This is a genomic window from Streptomyces sp. CG4 (genome assembly GCF_041080655.1).
In the GTDB taxonomy this organism is placed as follows: Bacteria; Actinomycetota; Actinomycetes; order Streptomycetales; family Streptomycetaceae; genus Streptomyces.
Window position 1 is genome coordinate 188309 of the sequence record NZ_CP163526.1, and the last position, 25699, is coordinate 214007.

Below are 25699 nucleotides of genomic sequence, written 5' to 3' on the forward strand. Positions count from 1 at the left end.
CCCGATCAGATGGTGCCGAGTACGGAGTACGGTTCGCCGCTCACGAGGTCACGCGAGCGCAGCGACTCAAGCAGCCGCTCGATGCGCTCGGCGGTCATGGCCTTGAGCGCGGGAACGTGGTCGGCCAGCTGCTGCACGGCGTCGATGACGCCCTGCCGACTGCGGCCGTCACACAGCGCCCAGACGAAGGCGGCGGGGTCGCGCAGCATCAGCTGGCGGCGCAGCTCCCAGTGGAGAAGGATTCCGTCACGCTGCCCGAGGACGTTGTACGAGGGGTTGCGCCACATACCCTCGTCGGCCGGCTCGGTCGGCGGGGCCCACGGCCAGGCGTCCAGGGAGACGCCCTGGCGGCTCAGCAGCTGGCTCGCCGCGACGCAGGTCTGCACGAAGAAGACGAGTTCTTCGGCGGCGCGAGTGCCGCGGCCGGTCCAGTTGCCGCGCTGGAAGTCGATGAAGGTGTCCTTCGGGAACCCCGCGACAGGAGTGCGGTCGAGCTGCTTGTAGACCCACTTCTTGCTGTAGTAGAGGTCGCCGGAGGCTGCCACGACGGCTTTGCCGGCATAGGCGGTCAGCTCCTGGCCGACGAGTGCTGCCGTCTCGAGGTCGCCGTCCACGGAGGCACCGAGGAAGTCCTCGAGGTGGCCATTGACCGCGATGGCGGAGTAGTTGACCGCGACCTGACGGATATTCGCAAGGGAGGAGTCGATCCGCTGCTTGAAGCCGTCGAGGGAGGGTGAGGGCACCACGATCTCGGAGGTGTACAGGCGGCAGACGAAGTCCAGCTTGTCGGGCAGCTTGTGGAGGTCCGTCAGGTTGTCACGCTGCAATTCGAAGGAAGTGATGGTGTGCACAGCTTCCTCGACGAATGCGAGCGTGTAACGCTCCACATCGACCCGGTGACCGTTCACGTTGTACTGCGTGACGTCGTCACCCCTGGCGGACTCGTCGACGCAGAGGACGAAAAGGTCGGCATCACTCGTGGGATTTCCGAGACCCGCCGTCAGGCTTCCCGCAATATACATTGAATCGATTGATCCATTGTCGTCAGCGGCAAGCGCCTCCGCCAACACGCGGGCCGCTTGCAGCTTTTCTTCAATCACCGAGCGCGCCACAGTCTGGTTTTACCTTTCAACAGGATCGCGGGTACATCACCGGGGTTCCCGCCATCAGCTCCGGTGTTTTGGTACGGAGAAGACGGGGTGACGGGGGAATTCCCCGTCACCCAGCCTCATTAGATGTTCGCCACGTTGGCGACGTTGGCCACGTTGGCCACGTTGGCGACGTTGGCCACGTTGGCCACGTTGGCTACGTTCGCCACGTTGGCCGCGTTCTCCTCGGCGGACTCGAACTCGACAATGTCATCCTCGAGTTCAATGACGTCGACGTGCTCCATGCTTTCCACCCCCTTTCACTGCAGAGTCGCCCTGATGCGGGCGCGGTCGGAGTCCATGCGCTGAGGACTCCTTCGGCAATCCCTTACGACGCAATAGGCATACGCAAAGGACTGCCGAAGTCTCATGAGGAATTCGCGCAGGCTGGCCAGGTATCTCGGAGTGACGCCGATTTCAACCCACGAGGGTGAACCAATCGACGAACCTGCAGAACTACGCAGAAGATTCAGGAACTCGTCGGCCTGTCGCGGCCAGCGTTCCAATCAAAGAGCCCCCCGGTTCCTTTTGCCTTCCCCCGAAGGCACGTCCAGAACTTAACCGCAGCCGCAGGAAGCGTCAAGATCCTTTTGCCATCAGGTTACGCTCCAGTTCACTCGGGCAACAAAGATCAACCATATGTCCCTTTTGGCGGGACACAGAAGGCATCACAGAGGGCATCAGAGGGCAGGTCTTTTGTTGAGCATTCACTCAACCTCTTTCAGGGGCGGCTGAGACGGTTGGCCGAGCGGCATGTCCTTCGTTGCGCGCGCCAGGACTTGAGTTGGGCGGAGGCGCGTTGGTCGGGGGCACGGAGGGGACGTGGTTGCGGTTGTACTGCTGGTGGTGGTGCTCGGGCAGGTCGCCGTGTCCGTAGCCAGGACTTTTGTCCTCAGCCGGCGATCGGCCGCAGACGCTTGGACCAGGGTCGCCGCCTCCCGAGCGTCCGCGGCGCCTCCCGGAGCCGTGATCATCCGAGAGGCGAGGCGTCCTCGGTGCCGCCCGAACTGGCGCAGAAACGCTGCTCCTTGCCGCCTACGAAGCCAGGATGAGGATCTGCCGGGTCGGGCAGGCCCGGACGATGCCGTTGGGCGCGGGCCGCGGTCAGGTCATGGGCTCGCCCCTGTGTGGCCCGTGAGGACCACAGCAGGGTTCCGTCCCGCGTGCTGATGTCCATTCCCTCCGAGTGTGGAGGGTTTCGTTAGAGGTCGTTTTCTCCCGTTGTTTCATCCCGGAATCTGTCGTTTGGTCTGCGGTGTCGGGTCGCGCCAGGAGATGGTGTTCTCGCCGGTGAGGCGGCGGGCCATGAGGTCGGCCATGGCGAGGTGAATCATGGCTTCGGAGCGGACGGACAGGGTCTCGTAGTCACGGGCCAGTCGGCGGTGGAGCATCAGCCAGCCGTAGGTCCGCTCGGCTGCCCAGCGTTTCGGGATCGGGGTGAATCCCCTGGTCCCGGGGTTGCGTTGAGTGATTTCCATGTCAATGCCGAGGGTGGCCGCGTGCTCGACGAGGTGCTGGCGGTAGCCGCCGTCGCCCCACACCTTGCGGATGCCGGGGTGTTCGGCAGCGACCTGGTCCAGGAGTCTGGTGCCGGCGACGGAGTCCTGCACGCTCGCCGCTGTGACCAGCACGGCAAGCAGGAGACCGATGGTGTCGGTGACGATGTTCCGCTTCCTGCCCACGATCTTCTTCCCGGCGTCGATGCCCTGGCCGGCGGCGGGGACGCTGGTGGAGGTCTTGACGCTCTGGGCGTCGATCACACAGGCCGATGGCTCGGCATCCCGCCCCTCCTTCTCCCGGAGAAGCTGCCGGAGCAAGCCGTTGAGCTGCGCGAACACGCCCTCGTCCGCCCACTTGGCGAAGTAGCCGTAGACCGTGTTCCAGTGTGGAAAATCGTGCGGGAGACAGCGCCACTGAACGCCGGTCCGGCCCACGTACAAGATCGCGTTCATGATGTCGCGCAGATCGTGCTCGGGCCGCCGGCCGAAGTCCAGGGCCCTGCCGCGGCGCTCGAAGCGCCAGGCCGAGAGCACCGGCTCGATCAACTCCCAGCGCGCATCGGACAGATCACTCGGATACGGGCGTCGCGTCAGCATGCTTCCGGCGTATCGCCGCAGATCGAGTGCGCCCAGGCGCACAGCAGCGGCGACGGAAGCACACAGCCAGGAAGACCGGACGTCCTGGGATGAGACAGGAACAAGCCACATCCCACCCCACCAGTCACCCCGCCCAGCACACAGGCCCCGACCACATCCCGCTACCTCTTCCGCACCGCAATCCCACACTCCAAGAACCGCCCTATATCCAGGCAGTACAGATGAAAACGACCTCTCAGAGGGCGTCTGAAAAGCCTGTCAGCGGGGCCTTCTTGCGAGTCGACGTAGGAGCAGCATGGCCATGGCGAGGTAGATGACGTTCTCCGAGTTGACGCGGAGGTATTCGTAGTCCTTGGACAGGCGTCGGCACCGTCCCAGCCAGGCGAACGTCCGCTCTACCCCCCACCGACGTGGGACGACAGCAAAGTAGGGCACTTCACGGGGCGGTGCTCCGGCCTTGGCCCAGGTGTGGCGAAGTCCGCCGTCCCGGCGTTGCACGACCTGCACCGTGATGCCGGTGGCCTGCCGGATCCAGGCGTGGAAGTCGGCGCCGCGGTAACCCTGGTCAGCCCAAATGTGCTTCAGGCGTGGGAAGTTGTCGGCTGCTTGACTGAGCAGCACTTCGGCGCCGTCCCGGTCGTCGACGTTGGCCGGGCTGACGCAAGCCAGCAGGACGGTACCGAGGGTGTCCACCAGTACGTGGCGCTTGATGCCGTTGACCTTCTTGCCGCCGTCGTAGCCGTGCAGGCCGCCCCGTTCGGTGGCTCGCACGCTCTGGCTGTCCATAATGCCCGCACTCGGGGTGGGGTCACGGCCCAGCCGCAGCCGTTCACGTTCGCGCAGCTCAGCAAGCATCCGTTCCCACAAGCCGTCGCGTCGCCACTGCCGCCAGTAGTGATATGCGGTCCGCCAGGGCGGCAGATCGTGCGGCAACAGCCGCCAGGCACAGCCGGCCCGCAGCCAGTACGCGAGGGCATTGACGATCTCCCGCCGCGTGTGTCTGGCCGGCCGTCCACCCGGCTTCACCGCCGGCACCAGCGGTCGCAGGATTTCCCACTCGGCGTCGGACAGGTCCGTTGAGTAACGGGCGCGCGGCTCGCCCACCCCAGCCCCCGAAAGTGCGCCACCGCCCCGCTACCTGCCCGTATGCCCCGCTGACAGGCTTTTCAGACGCCCTCTAGCCACGTCGACGCATCTCCGCCCGGCGGACGAGGGCGCCTGCGAGTCCTACTTGCAGGGACGAGGCTGCATCGTCGGCCCGAAGGTCAAGGAGGCATGCTACGAGGGACAACACGGCGATTGGCCTGGGCCTGCGATCTGCACCGCTGACCTGGTCGCGATCGAGGTGACCTCGGACGACGCGGTGAAAGCCTGCGATCTGGCCAAGCCGTAAGATGTTGCCGGGTGGTACGGGAGTTGGTGAACAACTCCCGTACCACTTGTGTGGTTACGAGCAGCACCGACTGACAGCGTCATCCCGGTCGGGATGCAGAGCAGCCCCTGAGTGCCCAGAGCCGACACGTCGAGGAAGTCGCGCACGGCGGGGACGCACTGATGGTCGGCGAGTTGTCCACAGATCAAGGAATGAAGCCGATCTTCGAGCCTTGTCCTTGACATGTGCGGCCTCGGGCCCGGCTCAGTTCCCCGGCTTGTTCCTGGGCGGTGCGGCAGGCTTCCTTGCCCGAGGGCCGCACCTGGAGCACGGCGAAGTGCGAGGTCATCGCGCCTTTGCTGCCCTGCCGCCACGTGACCTCCTCGAACACGGTGGCGTCGTCAACGAGGCCGGGCAGCGAGCGGGGCCTGTCGCGGTAGCGGGGCAGCGTCGGTGGTCCCAGTCCGCCATAAGCGGGGTGATATGGCTCGGCATCGGCAGGCCGTGCGATCTCTTTGGGGGCGACGGCCACGACATAGGACCAGCCGCGTTCCTCCAGCGCGAGCCGGAAGGAGACGCTGCGGCCGTAGCCGGCGTCCGCCACGATCACCGGCACCGCCAGATGAGCCTGTACGCCGACACCAGGCGCCGATGTAACCCCAAAGCAGCATCGAAAATGCCGAGTGAGGGACAGGGCACTACTTTCTATGAGTGAGAGCCGCAGCACACAGTGTGACCGGCGACGAGAATCCGGAATCCCGGAAACGGCAGACCCGGCGGCAACGGCCGTGCGGCCAATCCTCTGCGGCGACACCTCAAGAACGCGCCATGCCTCCCCTCTCTGCGAGCACGGCGCCGGCCATCCACACCGCGCCCTCCCCATAGAGCCGCGCGAGGTGATGGAAACAGAAGGGCGATTTCCCATGCGAGCACAGCGCATCAGGCATTATGCCGTGATATCCGCAGCAGGCTTCCTGCTGGCCGGCGGAGCCGCGATCGGCGCGGCGGGCACAGCCTCGGCAGCCCCCGCACACAACGCCTGCGGCGGTTGTCACGGCAACCAGGGCAGCGAGGGACAGCAAGGCCACGAGGGCCAACCGGGCCACGAAGGACAGCAAGGCCACGAGGGCCAACAGGGGCACGAGGGCCAGCCGGGCCACGAAGGTCAACCTGGCCACGAAGGTCAACCTGGCCACGAGGGCCAGCAAGGCCACGGATGCGACTGATACGACGCCGATAGCGCCGTGCCGGCCTCGGGCTGGGGCGGGCGGGGACACCCCCGGACTGCCCGCCTCTGGTCGCTGCGCCCTCGGCCTGGAATGGGCCGAGGGCAGCCAGGCACGGACGTAACCCCACAGCAGCACGGCAAAAGGGGGCCGACCGGAACTCCCGATGGCGTCCCGCGGACGTCCACCTGCGTCGCCACTCAGTACACCGGGATCCGTCGCGAGTGCGACCCGAACGAGAAGACCTCCAGCCTGGAGAACCGCCTGCGCGAGCTCACCAAGTAGCCGGAGATGGCCAACCGCGCGCGGATCGCGATCTCCACGGATGAGTACGCGCCGCCGGCCCGCTCCAGAGGGCCAGTCCGCTCGCCCCGGTGTACGGGAGTCGGAAGATGTCAGGATGCCTGGACCAGGGTGGCCAGGGGAGCTTCTGCCGCGTCTGTCGCGGAACGCGACAGATACAACGTGGAGTGGAAGTAGCCGTGGGTCTCCCTGGCCTGCGGATCCTCACCGGCCGCGGTCACCGCGTCGATCGCGTACCGCTGCTCCTGCTCGCTGGTGAAGCGGCGTTGCGGAAACGTGTGGGTGGCGGCTCTCTCGGTGCTGAGGCCGTACGGTTCCAGGCACTTGGCGATGCGACGGTAGGAGTGGGTCCGCAGCACGAACGCGGCGACCCACACCGGGCCGTGGACGCAGTCCAGGAGCGGCCCGAAGGTGAGGGGAGACAGGAAGCTGGATCCGCCGGTAACGGTGATGAGGCGGGTGTGGCGTGCGGCCTGGCGCAGGGCCGGGCTGGGCGGCGCGGTCTCCAGATTCTCGGCGAACGCCTCCTCCAGCAGGCCGACAGCGTGCGCGTATGAGACGGCACGGGAGGCGGCGTCGAGCCCGATGACGCGGGCCGGCTCAGGGCGCCGATGCGCCGCGTAGTAGGCCCGGTCCCACTCGATCAACTCTGCAGTGGTCAGCTCGGTGGCCTGCGGCGATGTGTAGTGGGCGTACAGGTCCTCCAGGGTGAGCTCGTGGTTGAGCAGGGCGGCGTTGATGCCGTAGGAGCAGCACAGGTCCAACACCGTGCCCGCACCTGCGGGCCGGCACGCTGTGAGCATGCGCCGGAAGATGGGCTGAGCATGATGAGGGGTCTGGTATTCCCAGGGGCTCAGCTCACGAAAGTACGCACGAGGGTCCGGCTGGTCGTAGATGCCGTCGAACTGGGTCATGGTCCCTGAGGCGAGGGCAGCCGTCTGCCGAGAGTCGCTGACCACGGGTGCTTGTGAGCCGTTCGACCGATCATGGGTCATCACGTGTTCCCTCTCGCCCTGATCCGGAACTGCCTTGCGACAACAACTAGTGGGCGACGGAGCCGGTTGAAAACAGGGCGGAGACGAAACCAGCCAGGCCCGCCTTCAACACCCACGCAGAGGTCACCAACTGTCCTCGCTCCGCAACCGGGTGAACCACCTGCCGGCTGTGGCATCGGGCAGCTTGTGCACACCGGCCATCACCATCGCCGACACGGCCACGAGCACCGAAACGGGCAACGCGAACAGTCCATGTCGCGGCAGCATGACCAAGGCGGCGATGCCTGCGACCACTGCTGTCACTGCCGCACTTGCGCAGGCCCGTGCAGCCTGCACACGCCCCGCCGTACGCAGCGCTCCCACCAGGCACCCGGCCAGAGCGCCAGCGATCAGGGCGCCGATCCCCACCAGTGACGCCGACGACACCTCAGCCCACGGGCCGTCACGGAGCCAGTGCATCACGGACAGCACCAGTGCCCAGAACCCCGCCAGTATGAGCGAGTTGGTGACTCCGTGACGCGGCGAAGCGTGAAGGTGGCAGCCCGCCTCTCGTCCTCCTTGTGTGCCCACCGGATTTCCGTTGTCGCGGCCACCATTTCTTCCCCCCTCTGCCGGCGCCGTCACCGTGGTCTTGAAGTTCCCCCACGCCCGGCGCTGCTCGCCAAGGCGCGCCCGCCCCTGCTCCGTGGTGCTGTAGTACTTGCGCCCCGGACCGCCCTCCCCGGCTGCCCACCCGATCTCCACCATGCCCTCCTCCGCGAGACGGGCCAGTGCGGGGTAGAGAGTGGCGGGTTTCACCGTGTCGAGCCCAGCCGCGGGCAGCCGGCCGGGCAATGCGTGGCCGTAGCTGGGCCCTTCGGGCTCCAAGACGCCCAGCAGGCACAGCTGCAGCAGCGCGCGGGCCCACGCTCCCTGAGGTGAGGCCACCTGACGCTCCCGGCCTCCGGCCGGCTCGGCAGCCCACCGGACGGAACGGAGAGGAAGACCCGCAGGAAGACCGCAGAAGCTGTGCACCCAGGCATGCCTGCATGGGCGGGCGCCCGTACGACTTGCGCTACCCGCGTGGTGTTCGTGGATCCGGCACCCATCCGGCACCCCTGCGCGGATTCGGGCCCCGGGGCTGCAGAGGTCGTCCTCAACGAGCAGTTGGTACACGTCCGGCCGGGGCCGCTCGGTTCCCGGGGCGGGCACAACCAATCGCGCCCGTCACCGGCCCCGCCTCCGATCGCGGAGCACCGCCAGGCGCCACCATGAACACTATGAGCAGAGGTGTCCACCGTGCCCCCGCCAGGCGGGGCCTGGTCGTCGATCCCGTGATCCTCGGCCTCGTCGTCCTCGTCGTCGCCGGGTTCCTGGTGGTGACGCTCATCCTGGCAACGGGATGACCCCGCCGGCCCGCGCCCACCCCCCTCGCGGGCCGGCAGTCCCCGGCCGGCGCCCCGGGCCGACGGCTGCCAGCGGTACGGAGTCACCGCCGGACCCGCGGAAAAGGGCGAGCCGCTGCCGCCGCGCCCGGCCCCGGCCCCGGCCGAGGCGAACTCCCACCGACCGGGCAAGGCACTGCGCCACGTCCCAGACCCTGCCGCCGCCCGGACGGAAGGCACAGCAGACCCTCGACGCCCGCGTCGACGACCTGCCCGAAGCCGCCGTACGGGACCGGTCACCAGCCCGGGCGCCCGGGAGGCGGGGCACTCGCTGTCACGGGTGCCCGGCCAAAGGCCGCAGTCGCCGGGGCGTGGCGATCTGCGGGAGGCCGGCGTACAGCGGCTTTCTCGGCCCTACTGCCAAAACAGCCGTTGCTGGTAGCCCGGTTGCCGCGTTACTCAGCCTCGGTGATGCAGCCGTCCGCGGACGGCTCCTCCAGCTCGGGCCGGCCACGCGGTGGCAGGCGGTGAGCACCGCCCGGTCAGCCGGCCGCCGACTGCTGTCCTGGTCCATTCGTCTCGCCGGCGCCGGATCGCGGCCGCCGGAGACTTCGACAGCCAGGACCTTCGTGCCGTCGTGGTCGATCACACGGAGCTGCCGCGCTCAGGGTCTGTCGGCCCCGGGCAAGGAGCTGTGAGCGGGCCGTGTCCGCAGGGCGCGGTCGACGGTCTTGAGGACGGCAGGCACGACCTCCGTCATCCCCGGGCGCCAGCCGGGCACGGAGTTGACCTCGCAGACGAAGAAGGCGTCCTCGTCGTCCGGGCCCTCGGAGTCGAAGAGGAGGTCCACGCCCGCGATGACGAGCCCTGCCGTACGGGCCGCGGCAACGGCCAGGGCTTCGGCCCGCGGATGGCGGCCCAGGCACAGGGTGGGACGGCCGCCCCGGGCGAGGTTCGAGACGAGCGTACCGCTGTGGGAGGTACGCACCTCGGCCCCCACGGGCTTCCCGTCCACCACGACCACCCTCAGGTCACGGCCGTGCGAAGCGGTCACGTACTCCTGGAGGAGGAGCGGCGCCTCCTGCTTCAGAGAGCCCGCCAGGTCGCGCAGCAAGGGCATGTCGGAGGCGAGGAACACCCGTTTGCCCTGGTAGCCGTTGACGGACTTGACCACGTACGGACCATCCAGGCCCCGGATGCGCAGCACGCCGTCCAGGGGCGCGGTGGCGTACGAGAGGGTGTTGGGCACGGGCAGTCCGGCCAGGGCCAGTTCCTGGAGCTGCCACACCTTGTTCCGGGAGGCCATGTGCCCTTCCAGTGGGTTGAGGAGTACGGCTCCCATGCGCTCCAACTGCCGCAGCAGCGTCACCTCGCGGTCGTGGCGCATGGAGCCGGGTACCTGCCGCACGCACACCACCTTCGGCGCGGGCACGTCCAGACCGCCGAGGGTGCGCAGGAACAGCTTTCCGCCCTGGACGCCGAAGACCAGCTCGTCGGTGCGCCAGGAGACGAAGCGGTCGCCGTACGCCGCGCCGAGCGCGTCAGCCAGCTCCTGGGTCGAGCGCAATAGAGGGAACGGGTTCTCCCGGGCCAGGAGCCAGACATCGGCAGCCGTCGGCGCCGTCGCCACATCCGCCATGCGTGTCTTCTCCCCTTCTCCCCCTCGGTACAGGACCGGCGCCAAGCGGGTCAGTCGACCAGTCTTGCGTATGCAGCGGCGACGGGCGCGACCTTCGCCGAGCAGCCGGAGGGGATTTCACCCTCCGGCCCTCACAGAGTGAAGTAGGCCGCCGACGAGGTAGCCATGGCTCGGGTCCTTTTCCGACGGCCCCTTCCCGAACCGCGGCTCCGCCTTCCGTCCGCGACGGCGGCGGGGCCAGATCGTCGGCGTTCACCCGGTGCCTCCGGGGATGCCCTGGCCTTCAGGCTGGGGAGGAATCGGATTCCTGCGGTGCAGGGCAGGAACAGCTGGATCGCCGTCTGGGCGATCCGGCGGCCACCCCGTGGCAGGATGAGGTAGCCCACAATGATCAAGAACTCTCAACTGTCAGTCCTTATCGGGTAGGTTCGGGTGAATGACGACAGAAGCCGTCACGGGTGGGGATGCCGGGCATGCCCGGTACACGTGTCGTGTGCGCCTGTCGAAGACGGCCCGCGTGGCGCTCGAAGCGGAATGGGCACGCTGCCGGTGGATCTGGAACGAGTGCGTGGCCCGTTCGAAGAAGGCCCACACCGAGGGTGAAAAGGCCGGCCCGGCCGCGCTGGACAAGATGCTGACCCAGGCGCGGCGGGTAACTCCCTGGCTGGCCGCTGGGCCGAGTGTTCCTCAGCAGCAGTCGATACGCGATTTCGGGACGTCGCGCGCCAAGGCGCTGAAGGACATCAAGGACCGTGTCCCGCAGCACCGCCGGGCCGGGATGCCGCGCTGGAAGAAGAAGCGGGAAACGCGGCCGACGCTGAACTGCATCCGGCGCGGTTTCCGGCTCAAAGACGGCCGTCTGCATCTCGCCGGCGACATCGTGGTGCGGGTGGTGTGGTCCCGTGAGCTTCCCGCACAGCCGTCCAGCGTGCGTGTGTACCAGGACGCCACCGGGGCGTGGTACACCTCGTTCGTCGTACCCGCGCCCGTGAAGCCTCTCGCTCCCACGGGGCGTGTGATCGGGATCGACTGGGGTGTCAAGGAGACGGCTACCACCACATCGGACGCCCACGACCTTCCGCACCCGCAGCACGGCAGGACGGCCGCACAGAAGCTCGCCCGCTACCAGCGGATGATGGCCCGGCGCCGGCCGGCGCGCGGCCACGCCGCATCCCGCGGCTACCGGGAGGCGAAGGCGCAGACAGCCAGGCTGCCTACCAAGGTGGCCCGGCAGCGGCAGGACACCGCCCGCACATGGGCCAAGTCCGTGGTCCGTGACCACGACGTACTGGCGGTGGAGGACTTCCGCCCGAAGTTCCTCGCGAAAACCTCGATGGCGCGCAAGGCGGCCGATGCCTCGATCGGCGCCGCGAAGCGCGCGCTTGTTGAGATGGCCCGCAAGCACGGGCGCACCGTGCACCTGGTACACCCCGCGCACACCACCATGGACTGTGCGCAGTGCGGCGCGAGAACCAAGCACGCACTACCTCTTTCCGAGAGAACCTACGCCTGCACCGCGTGCGGAGCCGTATCCCCCCGGGATAAGAACTCCGCCCGCGTGATGCTGGTCCGGGCGGGTCTGAACCCGGCTGGTGCCAAGGGCACAAGACCCGCTGAGGCGCTGCCTCAGCAGGCAGCCTGAGCCAGGAATCCCCTCCCTTCAGGCAGGGGAGCAGTCAAATCCTGCGCCTTCCCGTCATACGGCAACTCGCCCAAGGCCTCTGACTGGTTGGTGGCACGAATCCGTCACCGCATACCCGGACCGCGGGAGCACACATGCACGATCTAGCCGAGAGGCACGAGGGCGCCGCCGCGCTGGAGAACCTGCTGAACTCCCAACCCGGGCGAATGGACGCGGATCGCCCCCGAGGTGGTCGACGGCATCGGTGCGCGACGCCTGCAGGAGATCATCGAGGCCACACGAGAGCGCATCGGTTCCTTCACCCACGTCTCCGACAGTCCCGACGGACTGCTCATCCACGGCACCGACGCAAGCGTCCTCGCCTGGGCACTGCCCGGCTCCGACGGCACGCTCAAGGCGCTGAGCATCGACCGGGAGGTCCACCAGCCCTCCCGCTCCCGGCAATGGACACGGTGGGGGCCACTGTTCGCACCGGCCACTCTCAGCGCGCTTGCCGTCTGGCTGCTGTGGGAGGCAGCGACCGCCTCCTCGGTCACCGCCTGGGCCCAGGTGTGTGCCGCCGCCTTGATCGTGTGGCTGACCCTGGAGGCATTCACCGCTCCGGCGACCCTCCCACGGTGGACCGCATACCTGATACGAGCGCTGAGTGCCGCTACGGTCCTCACCTCCTGGCGCCTGGTCCACCTGCCGCAAGGCCAAGACACCGTCACACCGGTGATCCTCCTGTGCGTGCTCGGGTACCTGGCCTGGTCGACGTACCGGACCCGTTCGCATCAGTGGGGCACGCCGCTGTCGGCACCACTGCGCTGGCCTTTCGAAGACGGCGCCTGGTGTGTCTTCCAGGGAGGCGGCAAGGCGACCAACCACCACGCGTCGATTCCCGAACAGCGCGGGGCGGTGGACCTCGTGGGGGGCCGGCCCCCTCCTGCCCTCCCGGTCCCTGCACGCCTACCGCTGCTACGGGCGCAAGGTCTACGCCCCCTGCGGCGGACAAGTGGTCTCGGCCGCCAACCGGATCGAGGAGCAGACTCCGGGACACATCCGGTACGCGCCGCTCTACCTTTGATCTTGGCCAGTGCTCCGGCCTTCAGGCCGGATGGCGAAGGCCGTCTCAAAATAGGTGTGACCCTCACCGGAGTACGGGGCCGCAGTGTCCAGCTCAGCTCACGGGGCGTTGCTGCCGCTCGATGTACTGCTTGACGACGGTGAGGGGTGCGCCGCCGCAGGATCCGGCGAAGTAGGAGCCGGACCAGAAGTGTCCGCCCCACAGGTAGCGGCGGACGTGGGTGTCGTATTCCTTGCGCAGGAGGCGGGCGGAGACGCCTTTGAGGGAATTGACGAGCTTGGAGAGCTGGACTTTGGGCGGGTAGTGCACGAGGAGGTGGACGTGGTCCTGCTCGCCGTTGAACTGCTTCAGGTCGGCCTCGAAGTCCGTACACACCTCGCGCATGATCTCTTCGCAGCGTGTCAGCATCTCGTCGGTGAACGCTCTGCGCCGGTACTTGGTGACGAACACCAAGTGGACGTGAAGGTTGTACACGACGTGACGACCGGTGCGTACATCGGGATTCGGGTTCCATCTTGGTGACATGAACCAAATGATATGCTTCTGATCATGAGTCAAGGTGCTCTGGTGAAGCGGCAGTTCGGGCACCGCGCCCGGCTTGCACTGTCGGGCGCCGAGGTGTTGAAGACCGATGAGCAGGCACACGCCGCCCGGACCCTGTGGAACTGCCTGCACGCGTGGTGGCGGATGATGCCGAAGGAGAAGCGGACCCTGGCGAACGCGGACGCCGCGATACGCCAGGCCCGCAAGGACATCGATTTCCTCGCGGCCCTCCCCGATCAGGCAGCCCAGGCCGTGCTGAAGACGTACTTCCAGGCATGGAAGAACTGCTGGGAAGGCCGGGCGGACGCCCCGACCTTCAAGGGCCGTTTCCGGTCGGTGATGTCCGTGGACATCCCGCAGGGCCGTGATCTCCAGGTCAAGCGGGTACACCGCAGGTGGGGCATAGCCAACATCCCCAAGGTGGGGCGGGTCCGCTTCCGCTGGACCAAAGACCTGCCCATCGGGAAGCGTGCAAACGCCGACAACCGGATCACCGGCGCCCGGCTCGTCAAGGACCACCTCTGCTGGCACATCGCCTTCCGCGTCACCGCCGTGGACATCGCGCCCGAGCTCCACCAGGGGCCCGAGGCCGGCATCGACGCCGGAGTGAACCTTCCCCTCGCCCTCTCCGACGGCAACCACCAGGACCACGGCCGCCCCGCCCGCCTGGCGGACGGCACCGCCGACCGCGACAAGTGGCTCAACCCCGGCGAGAAGGCCAAGCTGCTCCGCCTGGAGCGGCGGGCCGCGCACCGCAAGAGCTTCCGCAAGCCGAAAGAGCGCAGCTCCAACCGGCTGAAGGACACCTACGACCAGATCCGGGGGGTGCGCGCAAAAGCCACGCGACGCCACCAGGACTGGCAGCACAAGACCACCACCCGCCTCGCCAAGACGTACGGCGTCCTGGTGGTCGAAGCACTCACCATCACGAACATGGTCAAGTCAGCGAAGGGCACCCTCGAAGCACCGGGCAGCAACGTCAGACAGAAGGCCGGACTCAACCGCTCCATCAGCCAGGAAGCATGGGGACGCACGGTCACACTGCTCACGTACAAGACCAGCCGGTACGGCAGCGCCCTCGTCAAGGTCCCGGCTCCCGGCACGTCCCAGCGCTGCTCGGCCTGCGGCACCACCACGCCCGGCAGCCGCGAGGACCAGGCCACGTTCGTGTGCAAGAACCCCGAGTGCGGATGGTCAGGCAACGCCGACTGGAACGCAGCCCGGAACATCTTGCACCTGTACCGGATCGGCCACGTGGCGATCCCGGCTGCCGGGAGGGCAGTCGTCAGGCGCACCAAACGCGTCAAGCCGGTCACCGCGAGGTAGACAGGAATCTCCTTCCTGAGCTTGCGAAGGGAGGAGAGCACTTCAAGGCAACCACGTCATCATCGACACCGGGCGGGAACGCGTCCTCCTGGCCCACCTGCGTCCCGGTACCGTCACCGTCACCACCGGTGACAAGGTTCTGCCCGGCGACCTCCTGGGGGAGGTGGGCAACTCGGGGAACACCACGGAGCCGCACCTCCACCTGCACGCCGAACGCGGCGGTATCGGCCTGGATCTGCGCTTCGAAGGGATCCGGGGAAGCCTCCACCGTGGACGTGTCATACGCCCCCGCAGCTGACCGCCTCCCCTCCCCCTCCACGCACTCCACCCCCGGTGCACGTCCCCCGGCGCGCCGAGGGTGGTTCTACGCAACCTGCCCAGAGACCGGATCTCATGAGGCATCGCATACGCCAGTTGACGACCGCTGCGACCATGGCCGTCCTGTGTACGACGGCAACGCTCCGACCTGCCAATGCCGACACTCCGGCGCGGCACCTGCTGCCCGGATCGCACCCCGCGTACGCCACGCCACAGGCGGACGCCGGGCCGGTTCCCGTGTCCGTTCCCATGCCGCAGGCTCACCAGAGCCCGACGGGCTCCCTTCCGGCCGCCCGGACCAGGATGTCCCGCGTGGAGCCCATCCCGTACTTGTCGACGTCACTGGACAGTTCGGCCACGTTCAGCAGGAGCTGCCGGATGTCGACACCGGCGTCCCGTGCCTGCCCGCACAGATCGTTCAGGGCGACCATCAAAGATCGCGAGGATGTGCAGCACGGCAGGGCACGCGAACTTGCTGTGAGGTCCGGTCGAGCGATGTCCTGAACGTGATCAGCCGGACGAGGATTCACCGGACGTGGACATGGCGATTCGCCGTCTTGCTGTGCACTTGGGATCGGGCCGGGCGGCCTCGAGTGCCCTGCAGGCGATCGTCGCCTTGCCGGTGACCAGAACCGTCGGCAGCTCGTTGACCCGGGCGCTGTCACATGCAGTGCGGGCCGGGCCGAACGTCTCCCGGCCCGGCCCGCGCCCACGGCGATCCAGCCGTCCAAGACGTGGCACGGGACACGGTCCGGGTGATCCGCCGCGTTCCCGGACCGGTGCGTGAGGCAATCGCACAGCGGCACGCGGGAGTTGGACGCGGCGGACACACTCACGCAAGACTGCGACGACAGGGCCTTCGGAAGCTCGGGCTGACTCGCATCGCCGAGTTACCTGAAGGCCCTGCCCTCATGCGCCGTTGCCGCCACGGGCACCCGGACAAGAACCCTGTTCGGTCACATCCGCTCACGTCCGGAATGCGGTTGGCTTCTGAGGCTAGCTGTGGTCGTCCGCCAGTTCCAGTGTGAGGGGGTGGGTGGCCAGCGGGGTCACCTGGATGTCCGCGTGGGGGCGGATGGGGAGGGAGGAGAGCACCTGCTCCAGGGCGTCGGCGTCGGCGGCCGCCCAGATGCCGACGTTGCCGCGCTGGCCGGGCATCCGCCAGATGTGCTTGAGCACGCCTTTGGCGATCAGTTCATGAGCGTGTGCGTGCTCGCGTTTGATGATCTCGTCGCGTTCTTCGGCCGGCAGGTCGTAGACGCGGGAACCGTCGAGGTGGATCATGAAATCCATGGAAGTCCTCCTTGGGTGCTATTCGACTGAGTTGGCTTCAGCGGCTTTCGGCTCGGGTGCCGCAGGGTTCAGGTGCTGGTGGCCGGGGGGCAGGTAGCGGGCCACGGCCAGCATCGTGACGACCAGGACGGCGGCCCCGATGATCAGGCTGATGTGCATGCCCCTCATGAAGTGGTTCGAGTCGGCGATGAGTGCGCCCAGGAGGGCTACGCCGATGGCTCCGCCGAACTGACGGGCCGCGCTGAGGACTCCGGAGGCCAGGCCCGCCCTCTCGTGCGGGACGGACTCCAGCATCGCCGTCGTCAGGGGCGGGATGGCCAGGCCTCCGCCGATGCCCATCGGGACGAGCAGCAGCAGGAGCAGGGGAGTCGGGGTGTCCTGGGAGACGAAGAGCAGCCCCAGGATGCCCAGTGTCTGGATGATCTGGCCGAGCATCAGCGGGAAGCGCGGTCCGTGGCGGTTGGTGAGTTTGCCGGCCAGGAGGTTGACCAGGGTGGTGAAGGCCGTCATCGGGATGAACATCAGGCCTGCCACCAGGGCCGAGGCGCCGCGGTGTTCCTGGAAGAAGATCGTGAAGACGAAGACCAGGCCGTAGTAGCCCAGGTTCAGGGCCATGCCCGCGCTGGTGCACACGGCCACCGCGGGGTTGCGGAACAGGGTCAGCGGAACCGCCGGATTGCTCTGGCGGGACTCGGTCAGCAGGAACGCGACGGCGGCGATGACCGCGACCGCGAAGCCGGCGATGGTGGCCGCAGCCGCCCAGCCGTGGGAGCCTCCGTTGATCACCGCGAACACCAGAGCCGCCAGGGCCAGGACGGCCGTCACCTGGCCTGCCGGGTCCATCGGAGCCCGTCCGCGCGGGGATCGGGGGGCGCGGAGCATGCCGATGAGGGCGACGATGCCGACCGGGACGTTGATGAAGAAGATCCAGCGCCAGCCGAGCCCGGTCGTCAGTGCTCCGCCGACGACCGGTCCCGCGGCGACCGCCGCGCCGCCGCCCGCCGTCCACCACGCGATCCCGCGGGCGCGGTGGTGCGGTTCGTCGTAGGCCTGGCGGACCAGGGCGAGCGAGGCCGGCATCATCACCGCCGCCCCCGCGCCCTGCAACGCCCGTGCGACGATGAGTACTTGGAGGCTGGGTGCGAGTCCGCACAGCGCGGACATCAGGGTGAAGACCAACAGGCCCACCGTGAAGGCCCGGCTTGCGCCGATGCGGTCCGAGATGGCGCCGGCCGACAGCAGCAGCGCCGCGAAGAGCAGGGTGTAGGCCGTCACCACCCACTGCAGCGCCGAGACCTGGCCGCTCCACTGCGCGCCGATGCTCGGCAGCGCAACATTCACCACCGTCGTGTCCAGCGTGATCACGAAGAACGCCAGACAGGCCACGAGAACCGTGGCGTTGGGGCTCAACGTCGGCCGGGCGTCAGCCGCTGTTGACTCGGAAGCCTCGCTTCGCGGTGCATCGGCGGCGGGTCGCCGGCTCACAGTGTCCTTCCGAAGTGGGCCCCGACCGAGTCCAGTGCCGGCGCCACTGTCGGTTCCTGGTCGTAGAAGTCGAACTGGGTGCCGGTCGTCCACTGCAGTTCCTTGGGTGCCGCCAGCGCGTCGTGGAAGCGACGGGCGCCTTCCGGAATGGCGGCGTCCGGGCTGTGCAGCATGAAGGTGGGTGCCGTGCATCGGGGGGCGACCGAGATGGGGTCGAAGGTCAGCCACTGCGGCCAGCTCATGACGGCGAACCGGTTGCGCCACTGCGGGACGGCCCCGCGGTCGGCGTTGAGGTAGTAGTCGAACGGGCCGTACATCGCGGCCTGCACGTCGGTGTCGCTGGCTGCCGGGACGTAGTCGACCTCGCCTGTCGACTCGTACTTGTCCCGGGCCGCCTCGCCCAGCGTCATCCGCTCACGGATGCCCTCCGCGCCACCGTAGATGTCCGGGACCAGGGTTCGGTCGTGCAGCCAGGGAGCCACCATGGCGACGGAGCGGATCTGCGGGGTGCGGGAGGCGGCGACCGCGACATATCCGGAGCCGGCGCAGATGCCGAGTGCGCCGATCCGGGACGAGTCGATGTCCGGCCGGGACGTGAGGTAGTCGACGGCGTTGACGATGTCCGTGATCTTGCGCTCCGGCGACTCGAAGTCCTGCGGGTCTCCCTTGGACTCTCCGTAGCCCCGGAAGTCGAAGGCGAGCGCGGTCAGTCCTCGCTGAGCCAGTCCGGCGGCGTACCGGCCCGCCATCTGTTCCTTGATCGTGGTCCACGAGCCGACGACGACCACCGCGGGACCTGCATCCCCCGTCGGCCGCGAGGCGGGTCGGTAAAGGCTGCCGACCAGTTCGACCCCTTCGCTGGGGAGTGCCACCCCCTCGACACACACATCACCGTTGGGGTTCATGAGTCTCCCTTCCAGGTCCTGCCAGTGCTCTGTGTACTCTGCCAGGCAGCATAACAAGGTTCTTTGACTGTATGTCAAGTGCAGAGTCATTTTGCTTGATCGAACATGACAAAATAGTTGACAGTTGGTTCATCACGGAGTCATTCTCGACCGATCACCGAACAAGGAGTCGAATATGACGCAGGATCAGCTCGCCCCGCCGCGCGACGCCCAGTCAGTGGGGCGCTACTTCCTGGACCAGATCGGCGAAGGGCGCCTCGAAGCCGCGTTCGCCTGCCTGGCCGACGATGTAGTCATGGAAATGCCGTTCGCCCCACCAGGCAGCCCGACCCGGCTGGAAGGTGCGGACGCGCTGCGCAGCCTGTACACGGGCGTCGTGAACGCGGCCCTGTCGATCGAGCTCCCGGTGAGCACCACTCGGCCGTTCGCCGATCCCGAGTGGGCACTGATCGAGTACACGAGCCGTCTCGTGCAGCCCGGCGGACGGGAGTACACCAACGTCTACCACGGTCTGTTCCGGGTCGTCGACGGGCGGATCAAGCTCTTCCGGGAGCTCTACGACACCTACCGGTTCGCGGAGCAGGTGCCTCTCGAGGCACGTCGGGCGATGTTCCCGACCACCGACGAGGGGTGAGCGGGATGTCCGCGGCCACCACCCGTGCTCTCGGTGTGGGCGCCCCCCTGTCCGGAGCCTGGGCAACGCCCGCCGCCCAGGTGCGGATCGCCCGGCAGGCCGAGGCACTCGGCTACCAGTCCCTGTGGACCTTCACCCGCCTGCTCTTCCCGATGCAGAGCAACGATGCCGAATGGTCGTCCGACTTCCAGCCGGCCTTCCACTACGGCGTGGCGGAACCCCTCATCACCCTCGGCCACCTGGCCGGCTGCACCGAGCGGATCCGGCTGGGCACCTCGGTGCTCAACGCGCCGTTCTTCGCTCCTGCGGTCCTGGCCAAACAGCTCATCCAGCTCGACCGGGTGTCGAACGGACGGCTCGACGCCGGGCTGGCCCAGGGATGGTCCGAGGAGGAGTTCCGGGCGGTCGGTCTGCCCATGGAGCGGCGAGTGGCCCGCACTCTGGAGTACGTGGAGGTGATCCGTCGGATGTGGGAGCAGGATCAGGCGGAGTTCCAGGGCGAGTTCACCGAGCTGCCCCGCACCCTGGTCCGCCCCCGCCCGGTCCAGCCGGTCTTCCCGTTGCTGCTCGGCGGCTCCACGGAGCAGGCCTGGAGGCGTGCGGGGCGCCTGGCGCAGGGCTGGGTCAGTCCGGGTTTCGTCACCGTCGCGGAGGTGGCCGAGGCCGCGTCCGGGGTCCGCTCAGCCGCCGAACGCGCCGGGCGTTGCCCCGATGACCTGCGCGTCGTCGTGCGCGCCACCGTCTTCCTCGGCCAGGAACACGACGCCGGACGCACCGCCTTCCACGGTTCGGTCGCTCAGATCCGGTCGGACATCGAGCAGATGCATGATGCCGGAGCCACCGAGGTCTTCCTCGACTTCAACTTCGATCCGCAGATCGTCGGTCCTCAGGCAGAACCTGCCGGTTCGCTCGCCCGGGTCGAGGAAGCACTGGCGGAACTCGCTCCGGCTGCCCTTCCCGCCGCACGGTAGGCGCCGCGCAAGAGACTTGGAGACACCTTGACTTCCTCCTCCTCGTGAACGAGGGGGATTCCTACGGCTCGCGCCGTGGGGTTTTCTGCTTCGCCGCCGACTGCCCGCCCGGAGAACTCCGTTGAGGTCTTACACCAGCTCCACAGACTGTCACCGCCAGCCCGGCGGCCAGAAGGTTCTTTGCTGCGTTCACGTCCCGGTCATGGGTCGTACCGCAGTCGCACGTCCAGGTGCGGACGTTCAGCGGCATCTTGTCAGCCAGGGTGCCGCAGACGGAGCACAGTTTGGAGGAGGGGAAGAAGCGGTCCACCGCGATCACTTCCCGCCCGTACCAGGCGGCCTTGTACTCCAGAAGGCCCCTAAACTCCGACCACGCCGCGTCGCTGATGGCGCGGGCAAGGCTCCGGTTTTTGACCATGTTCCGGACGGTCAGGTCCTCGATGACGATCGTTTGGTTTTCACGAACGAGTCGAGTGGCCAGCTTGTGCAGCCCGTCCCGGCGGCGGTCGGCGATCCGCGCGTAGATCTTCGCGACCTTGCGCCGGGCCTTGCGCCGGTTGGTGCCGTCCCCCGTGGCCTTGCGGGACAGTTCCCGCTGGGCCTTGGCGAGCCGGAGGCGGTCGCGGCGTTCGTGGCGGGGGTTGGCGATCTTCTCTCCGGTGGAGAGGGCCAGCAGGTGGTCCAGGCCGACGTCGACGCCGACCGCCGCATCCGTGGCGGCCAGCGGCTTGACGGACGGGTCTTCGCACAGCAGAGAGACGAACCAGCGCCCGGCGCTGTCCTGCGACACCGTCACCGTGGACGGCTTCGCCCCCTCCGGCAGAGAACGCGACCACACGATGGCCAGGGGCTCCGCCATCTTCGCCAGAGTCAGCTTCCCGTCACGGAAGCGGAAACCGCTGGTGGTGTACTCGGCGGACGTGCGCGACTTCTTCCGCGACTTGAAGCGCGGGTACTTCGCTCGCCTGGCGAAGAAACTGGTGAACGCACTCTGCAAGTGCCGCAGCGTCTGCTGCAACGGCACCGACGACACATCATTGAGGAACACCAGTTCCTCGGTCTTCTTCCAGGCCGTCAGCATGGCCGAGGTCTGGTTGTAGTTGACCCGCTCCTGCCGCGCCCACGCCTCAGTACGGGCCGCGAGCGCCAGGTTGTAGACCTTCCGCACGCACCCGAACGTGCGCGACAGCTCAGCCGCCTGCGCATCGGTTGGATAGAAGCGGTACTTGAACGCCCGCTTCACACACGCCGTCGTCATGCTCACAAACTAGCGAGACAACGGTAACGATCAAACCTGCCGGTCAGAGCACTGCGATCCGCCCTGACGGCGAATCGCAGCCCCTTGACCTGCTCCACAGGAGTCCGTTTCCTCTCCGCCCTGAAGGGCGGAGTATCCACGGAGGAATCAGATGATCCATGAGATTTCGCGTCTGGTCGCGGGGTGCCGGCCCGACGGCACCTCGGTGGTCGAGGCGAACGGGCCGATCGCCCCCGTGACCGTCGGCGCGCTGCCCGGCGTCGAGTTCTATCAGGTCTGGGGGCGCAACGACACTCCGACCATCGGCGACGGCGGCACGGAGGCGGCCTTCGTCCCCTACTTTCCCGGGGACAGCGGGACGCGCTTCGTGATACTGCGCTGGCCCCCGGTGACCGGGCACGGCCCGGACGGTGATCCCGACCAGCTCTCCGCCGAGGTCGAGCAGGTCTTCCCCGGGCTGCTCCAGGCTCTGGCCCCGGACGAGCAGGGACACCATGCGACGGACACCGTGGACATGTCGATCATCCTCGACGGCGAGCTCTGGCTCCAGCTGGAGGACGGCTCCGACACCCGGCTGACCCCGGGCAGCTGCGTCGTCCTGCGCGGCAACCGGCACTCCTGGTCCAATCGCAGCGCCGAACCGGCCGTCATGGCCTGTGTCTTCATCGGTACCCACGACAGCCCCGACAGGCTCACCGACCAGGCACGGTGAACGCCGGCTCCGGATCGGCTAGTAGCCGCCGGAGGCGGCCGCCCGGTCGGTGGAGGTGAGCAGGCCGGGCAGTCCCGCATCGTCCAGGGCCTGCTGATAGGCGGCGGTCGCCTCGGCCGGGTACCCGTACTGCTGCCAGATGTCACCGATCCGGCGCCACACGGCGGCCGACGAACGGGCCCGGGGCAGTTGGCGAAGCTGCGTCGCCGCAGTACGCAGGCTCTCCTGCGCCCGCGGGCTCTCCCCCGCGCTGAACTGGGCGTGCGCCAGCACGGCACGCGCCTCGACCGACTCCCGGCACGGCTCGTCACGCACCAACGCCAGTGCTCTCAAGGCGTGTTGCTGGGCTTCGGCAGCCTGGTCCAGCCGCAGGCACGCCATCGCGATACCGCTCTGCGCCGACGCCTGTTCGGCTGCCGTGCCGACTTCCACCAGCTGGGCGTGGGACCGCTCCAGCAGCCGGCGGGCCCGTTCGGGGGCACCGGGGTCGGAGCCGAGCAGCAGCATTGCGTAGACGCCGCAGAGCAGTGCCTGGTGGCGCACGTTGTCACCCTCGACGAGCAGCGTGCGTGCGCGTTCGGCCAGCGCCAGAGCCTCGTCGGTCTGGCCCTGGGACTGTGCCACGAGAGCGGCGTTCCAGTACGTCTGCTGCTGTGCGGCCCGGTCTCCGTGGTCGTCGGCGATCCTGATCAGACGTTCTGCCACGAGGCGGGCCTTGGCCAGGTCGCCACGGATCCGATAGCAGCCGACCAGCACCGCTCCGAGCTGGATGTGGTCGCTCGTGGCCTCCAGGCCGAGCTGGTCCAGCCGGCGCAGTGCCCGCTCTGCGATCTCGACACTGAGGACCTGATCGCCGAGGGCTTGGTGGCAGCGGCACAGCGCCGTGGCCAACTGGCTCCATTCCGCCGAGCCGGCGACACACTTGGGGTCCTCGTACAGCATGGTGAGCGCCTGGACCGCGGCCTCCAGGCGGCCGAGTTTCTCCAGGGCGAGCGCCTGTCCGAGCCGCGCTCGGCGCACGGTGTCCTCGGGCAGGACGGGCGCGGAGGCGAGGACCTCGCTGTAGGCCTGCAGGGCCTCCCCGTTCGCACCGTTGTGCAGGGAGAGGTCGGCGAACGCCGCCTTGAGCTCCAGCTCGCGCGTTCGTGTCCCGTCCTGCCCCGTGAGCAGGTAGCCGGTGGTGCATCCGAGGCGCTCGGCGAGGAGCGTCACGACATCGGCCGAGGGAGTTCGCTTGCCCGACTCGATCAGGGAGATGTAGCTCACCGAGACGTCGTCGCTGGCGAGGTCCTGTTGCCGCAGACCGCGAGCACGGCGCAGTTCCCGTAGCCGTCGGCCGATGCCGTCACCGTCTTCGGCGGTGCTGTCCACAGTGTCTCCTCGGGTCCTGCTGGTGTGCTGGGTCGGCCGGGCGAGAGAGGACTTTACAGGATATTTGACAAGTTCCGCTATCGGCGGTGAAAGAAGTCACATCATCTGCCCCGCGGCGGCCGGGCAGCAGAGCGGGCGCGCGGGAGAGTCACGGCCCGCTCCAGCTGCGGGACACCCCAACTTCAGGATGTACAAGGTCCGTTGTGACGGTCTTGCGCCGCCCTTGGCTATGGTCACGGCGACTGACGGCAGTGCTGTTCGCCCGGGTGTCAGGGTGACGGTGAAACGGCAAGTACGGGAGTGGGCATGTTCCGACCGATGCGGCGTGCGGCCTTCTTCGACCTCGCGCATCCGGAACGCTCTCCGAACGAGGACGTGGCCCTTCGGCAGGCGCTTGAGGGCCACCGGGCCGACGGGGACCTGTGTGTCCTGGTCGTGGACGCCGGCCGGCGGTTACCGGGGGCGCTGTCCGCCGCGGGCACCCTCGTGCGGCTTCCTCCGTCCGCCACCGGCGACATGGACAAGTGCACGGCGGTCGTCGAAGCCATGACCCGCCTGGGCATCGACCCGGTCAGTTGCTTCGGCTACGGGGACCTGTGCGCCGGGACCGGCCTGCTCAGTGTCGTCGGCAACCCGCGCGTCATCGCCTGCAGCGCGGACGGCAGCAGGCTTGCCCAGGAGCGGGGCTGGCCCGTGATCAAGGCGCCTTCCGCCGTCTGAGGCCGTCCCCGAACCCCGCCAACGTCCACGGACCTCAGGAAGTCGCGATGCATCTGCAGCAGCCTGCTCATCCGTCCCGCATACGCGTCGACTTGCTCACCAAGGAGTTTCCTCCGGAGATCTACGGAGGGGCCGGTGTCCATGTCGCCGAACTCGCCAAGGAATTGGGCGCACTTGTCGACCTGCAGGTGCGCTGCTTCGGTGCGCCGCGCAACGAGCGGAACGTGACCGCCTACGCGGAGTCCGAGCTGCCGGGAGAGCAGAATCCCGCCCTTCGTACGCTCGGGGTGAACGTCGAGATGGCCTCGGCATGCGCGGGAGCGGACCTGGTCCACAGCCACACCTGGTACGCCAACGCGGCGGGCCGGCTCGCGCAGGTCCTGCACGGCATCCCGCATGTCGCCACCGCCCACAGCCTCGAACCGCTGCGCCCCTGGAAGGCCGAACAGCTGGGTGGTGGCTACGCACTGTCGTTGCTGGTGGAGCGTTCGGCGCTGGAGAGCGCCGACGCGCTGATCGCCGTGTCGCACGGCATGCGCCGGGACATCCTGCGCGTCTATCCCGACGTGGATCCACAGCGCGTCCATGTGGTCCACAACGGCATCGACACCCGGGCCCACCGTCCCGACCACGGCACCGCGGCGCTGGAGCGGCACGGGGTGGACCCCGACCGGCCCATCGTCCTGTTCGTGGGCCGCGTCACCCGGCAGAAGGGGCTGCCGCAACTGCTGCGTGCGGCCTTCGAGCTGGACCTGCGCGCCCAGCTCGTGCTGTGCTGCGGGCAGCCCGACACGGCCGAGATCGCGGCCGAGACCGCGGCACTGGTCGACGAGCTGCGCCGGGTGCGGGACGGGGTCGTCCGTATCGACGGCATGCTCGACCGGGCCTCGCTCCTGCAGTTCCTCACCCACGCGTCCGTCTTCGTCTGCCCGTCCCTGTACGAACCGATGGGCATCGTGAACCTGGAGGCCATGGCCTGCGGCACGGCGGTGGTGGCCACGGCGACGGGCGGCATCCCGGAGGTCGTGGTGGACGGGGAGACGGGTCTTCTGGTGCCCCTCGATCAGGAGCAGGACGGCAGCGGCACGCCCCTGGACCCGCGGCGCTTCGCCTGCGACCTGGCGGCCGCGGTGAACCGGCTCCTCGCCGATCCCGGGCACGCCGAGCGGCTCGGGGCCGCCGGTCTCGCACGGGCGCAGAAGGAGTTCGGGTGGGACGTGGCGGCCGAGCGGGCACATGCTGTGTACCGGCGCGTGTTGGATCGCTGAGCGCGTGCCCGACGTCCCGACCTCATGTTGTCCGTCCGTCTTCG

At 68.2% G+C, this 25699-nt stretch carries 25 protein-coding genes and 2 pseudogenes; 10 read left to right on the plus strand and 17 right to left on the minus strand.

The window, feature by feature from the left end; all coding sequences use genetic code 11:
* Positions 1 to 5: 5 nt before the first annotated feature.
* The 9 genes and pseudogenes from AB5L52_RS46045 to AB5L52_RS46085 all read right to left on the minus strand — a co-directional run bounded on the left by AB5L52_RS46045 (position 6) and on the right by AB5L52_RS46085 (position 8331).
* Positions 6 to 1112, minus strand: coding sequence for a PqqD family protein (locus AB5L52_RS46045; protein WP_351579995.1), 1107 nt, complete (start codon positions 1110 to 1112; stop codon positions 6 to 8).
* A gap of 119 nt (positions 1113 to 1231) precedes the next feature.
* Positions 1232 to 1393, minus strand: coding sequence for a hypothetical protein (locus tag AB5L52_RS46050; protein ID WP_369369166.1), 162 nt, complete (start codon positions 1391 to 1393; stop codon positions 1232 to 1234).
* Positions 1394 to 2189: 796 nt separating this feature from the next.
* Positions 2190 to 2310 (minus strand): annotated as a pseudogene (locus AB5L52_RS46055) (IS5/IS1182 family transposase); the annotation flags it as partial.
* A 64-nt stretch (positions 2311 to 2374) separates the two neighbouring features.
* Positions 2375 to 3244 (minus strand): IS5 family transposase, encoded by an 870-nt coding sequence (locus AB5L52_RS46060; RefSeq protein ID WP_369369167.1) that lies wholly within the window; start codon positions 3242 to 3244, stop codon positions 2375 to 2377.
* A gap of 258 nt (positions 3245 to 3502) precedes the next feature.
* On the minus strand, positions 3503 to 4348 hold the full coding sequence (locus AB5L52_RS46065; RefSeq protein ID WP_351580793.1) for an IS5 family transposase: 846 nt from the start codon (positions 4346 to 4348) through the stop codon (positions 3503 to 3505).
* Between the two features lie 473 nt (positions 4349 to 4821).
* Positions 4822 to 5541, minus strand: coding sequence for a transposase (locus AB5L52_RS46070; protein ID WP_369369168.1), 720 nt, complete (start codon positions 5539 to 5541; stop codon positions 4822 to 4824).
* Positions 5432 to 5830, minus strand: a complete 399-nt coding sequence (locus AB5L52_RS46075; RefSeq protein ID WP_369369214.1) for a hypothetical protein — start codon at positions 5828 to 5830, stop codon at positions 5432 to 5434. Before AB5L52_RS46075 ends, AB5L52_RS46070 begins: the two co-directional genes overlap by 110 nt.
* 407 nt (positions 5831 to 6237) lie before the next feature.
* Positions 6238 to 6948, minus strand: coding sequence for a hypothetical protein (locus tag AB5L52_RS46080; protein WP_351580798.1), 711 nt, complete (start codon positions 6946 to 6948; stop codon positions 6238 to 6240).
* Between the two features lie 315 nt (positions 6949 to 7263).
* Positions 7264 to 8331 (minus strand): PadR family transcriptional regulator, encoded by a 1068-nt coding sequence (locus AB5L52_RS46085; protein WP_369369169.1) that lies wholly within the window; start codon positions 8329 to 8331, stop codon positions 7264 to 7266.
* A 68-nt stretch (positions 8332 to 8399) separates the two neighbouring features.
* On the opposite strand from AB5L52_RS46085, the gene AB5L52_RS46090 reads away from it, so the two are divergent.
* Positions 8400 to 8525 carry a hypothetical protein gene (locus AB5L52_RS46090; RefSeq protein ID WP_351027619.1) on the plus strand — a complete coding sequence of 42 codons (126 nt, stop codon included), beginning with the start codon at positions 8400 to 8402 and terminating at the stop codon, positions 8523 to 8525.
* A gap of 643 nt (positions 8526 to 9168) precedes the next feature.
* Here AB5L52_RS46090 and AB5L52_RS46095 read toward each other — a convergent pair.
* On the minus strand, positions 9169 to 10143 hold the full coding sequence (locus tag AB5L52_RS46095; protein WP_351580804.1) for a RimK family alpha-L-glutamate ligase: 975 nt from the start codon (positions 10141 to 10143) through the stop codon (positions 9169 to 9171).
* A 436-nt stretch (positions 10144 to 10579) separates the two neighbouring features.
* Between AB5L52_RS46095 and AB5L52_RS46100 the strand changes: the two genes are divergently transcribed.
* Both AB5L52_RS46100 and AB5L52_RS46105 read left to right on the plus strand, forming a co-directional pair.
* Positions 10580 to 11785 (plus strand): transposase, encoded by a 1206-nt coding sequence (locus AB5L52_RS46100; RefSeq protein WP_351580949.1) that lies wholly within the window; start codon positions 10580 to 10582, stop codon positions 11783 to 11785.
* Between the two features lie 228 nt (positions 11786 to 12013).
* Positions 12014 to 12985 carry a hypothetical protein gene (locus tag AB5L52_RS46105; RefSeq protein ID WP_351766730.1) on the plus strand — a complete coding sequence of 324 codons (972 nt, stop codon included), beginning with the start codon at positions 12014 to 12016 and terminating at the stop codon, positions 12983 to 12985.
* Here the strand turns inward: AB5L52_RS46105 and tnpA are convergent.
* On the minus strand, positions 12945 to 13376 hold the full coding sequence (gene tnpA / locus AB5L52_RS46110; protein WP_351578048.1) for an IS200/IS605 family transposase: 432 nt from the start codon (positions 13374 to 13376) through the stop codon (positions 12945 to 12947). The two genes, AB5L52_RS46105 and tnpA, sit on opposite strands and share 41 nt — an antisense overlap.
* 24 nt (positions 13377 to 13400) lie before the next feature.
* On the opposite strand from tnpA, the gene AB5L52_RS46115 reads away from it, so the two are divergent.
* Together AB5L52_RS46115 and AB5L52_RS46120 are read left to right on the plus strand one after the other, a co-directional pair.
* Positions 13401 to 14720 carry an RNA-guided endonuclease InsQ/TnpB family protein gene (locus AB5L52_RS46115; RefSeq protein ID WP_369369170.1) on the plus strand — a complete coding sequence of 440 codons (1320 nt, stop codon included), beginning with the start codon at positions 13401 to 13403 and terminating at the stop codon, positions 14718 to 14720.
* Between the two features lie 49 nt (positions 14721 to 14769).
* Positions 14770 to 15018, plus strand: a pseudogene (locus AB5L52_RS46120) (peptidoglycan DD-metalloendopeptidase family protein); the annotation flags it as partial.
* 280 nt (positions 15019 to 15298) lie between these two features.
* On the opposite strand, the gene AB5L52_RS46125 reads toward AB5L52_RS46120, so the two are convergent.
* The 4 genes from AB5L52_RS46125 to AB5L52_RS46140 all read right to left on the minus strand — a co-directional run bounded on the left by AB5L52_RS46125 (position 15299) and on the right by AB5L52_RS46140 (position 18721).
* Positions 15299 to 15472, minus strand: coding sequence for a hypothetical protein (locus tag AB5L52_RS46125; protein ID WP_351578042.1), 174 nt, complete (start codon positions 15470 to 15472; stop codon positions 15299 to 15301).
* Between the two features lie 562 nt (positions 15473 to 16034).
* Positions 16035 to 16331, minus strand: coding sequence for a muconolactone Delta-isomerase family protein (locus tag AB5L52_RS46130; RefSeq protein WP_351578039.1), 297 nt, complete (start codon positions 16329 to 16331; stop codon positions 16035 to 16037).
* Between the two features lie 18 nt (positions 16332 to 16349).
* Entirely contained in the window at positions 16350 to 17741 is a 1392-nt protein-coding gene (locus tag AB5L52_RS46135) for an MFS transporter (protein WP_351578036.1), read from the minus strand.
* 71 nt (positions 17742 to 17812) lie between these two features.
* The gene (locus AB5L52_RS46140; protein ID WP_369369171.1) at positions 17813 to 18721 is read right to left on the minus strand and encodes an alpha/beta hydrolase; all 909 of its coding nucleotides are present in this window, start codon (positions 18719 to 18721) and stop codon (positions 17813 to 17815) included.
* Positions 18722 to 18896: 175 nt separating this feature from the next.
* Here AB5L52_RS46140 and AB5L52_RS46145 point away from each other — a divergent pair, with 175 nt between their 5' ends.
* Together AB5L52_RS46145 and AB5L52_RS46150 are read left to right on the plus strand one after the other, a co-directional pair.
* Positions 18897 to 19355, plus strand: a complete 459-nt coding sequence (locus tag AB5L52_RS46145) for a nuclear transport factor 2 family protein (protein ID WP_351578033.1) — start codon at positions 18897 to 18899, stop codon at positions 19353 to 19355.
* A gap of 5 nt (positions 19356 to 19360) precedes the next feature.
* Positions 19361 to 20326 carry a TIGR03619 family F420-dependent LLM class oxidoreductase gene (locus AB5L52_RS46150; protein ID WP_351578030.1) on the plus strand — a complete coding sequence of 322 codons (966 nt, stop codon included), beginning with the start codon at positions 19361 to 19363 and terminating at the stop codon, positions 20324 to 20326.
* A 61-nt stretch (positions 20327 to 20387) separates the two neighbouring features.
* Here the strand turns inward: AB5L52_RS46150 and AB5L52_RS46155 are convergent, their stop codons facing one another.
* A complete protein-coding gene (locus AB5L52_RS46155) occupies positions 20388 to 21584 on the minus strand; it encodes an RNA-guided endonuclease TnpB family protein (RefSeq protein ID WP_351578028.1) in 1197 nt (398 codons plus the stop codon).
* Positions 21585 to 21735: 151 nt separating this feature from the next.
* Between AB5L52_RS46155 and AB5L52_RS46160 the strand changes: the two genes are divergently transcribed.
* Entirely contained in the window at positions 21736 to 22296 is a 561-nt protein-coding gene (locus tag AB5L52_RS46160) for a cupin domain-containing protein (protein WP_351578025.1), read from the plus strand.
* Positions 22297 to 22314: 18 nt separating this feature from the next.
* Here AB5L52_RS46160 and AB5L52_RS46165 read toward each other — a convergent pair whose 3' ends face one another.
* Positions 22315 to 23667 (minus strand): helix-turn-helix transcriptional regulator, encoded by a 1353-nt coding sequence (locus AB5L52_RS46165; RefSeq protein WP_351578023.1) that lies wholly within the window; start codon positions 23665 to 23667, stop codon positions 22315 to 22317.
* Between the two features lie 306 nt (positions 23668 to 23973).
* On the opposite strand from AB5L52_RS46165, the gene AB5L52_RS46170 reads away from it, so the two are divergent.
* Together AB5L52_RS46170 and glgA are read left to right on the plus strand one after the other, a co-directional pair.
* On the plus strand, positions 23974 to 24387 hold the full coding sequence (locus AB5L52_RS46170; protein WP_351027648.1) for a hypothetical protein: 414 nt from the start codon (positions 23974 to 23976) through the stop codon (positions 24385 to 24387).
* Between the two features lie 80 nt (positions 24388 to 24467).
* Positions 24468 to 25655: a glycogen synthase gene (gene glgA / locus AB5L52_RS46175; RefSeq protein WP_369369212.1), complete on the plus strand. Its 1188-nt coding sequence runs from the start codon at positions 24468 to 24470 to the stop codon at positions 25653 to 25655.
* Positions 25656 to 25699: the final 44 nt, after the last annotated feature.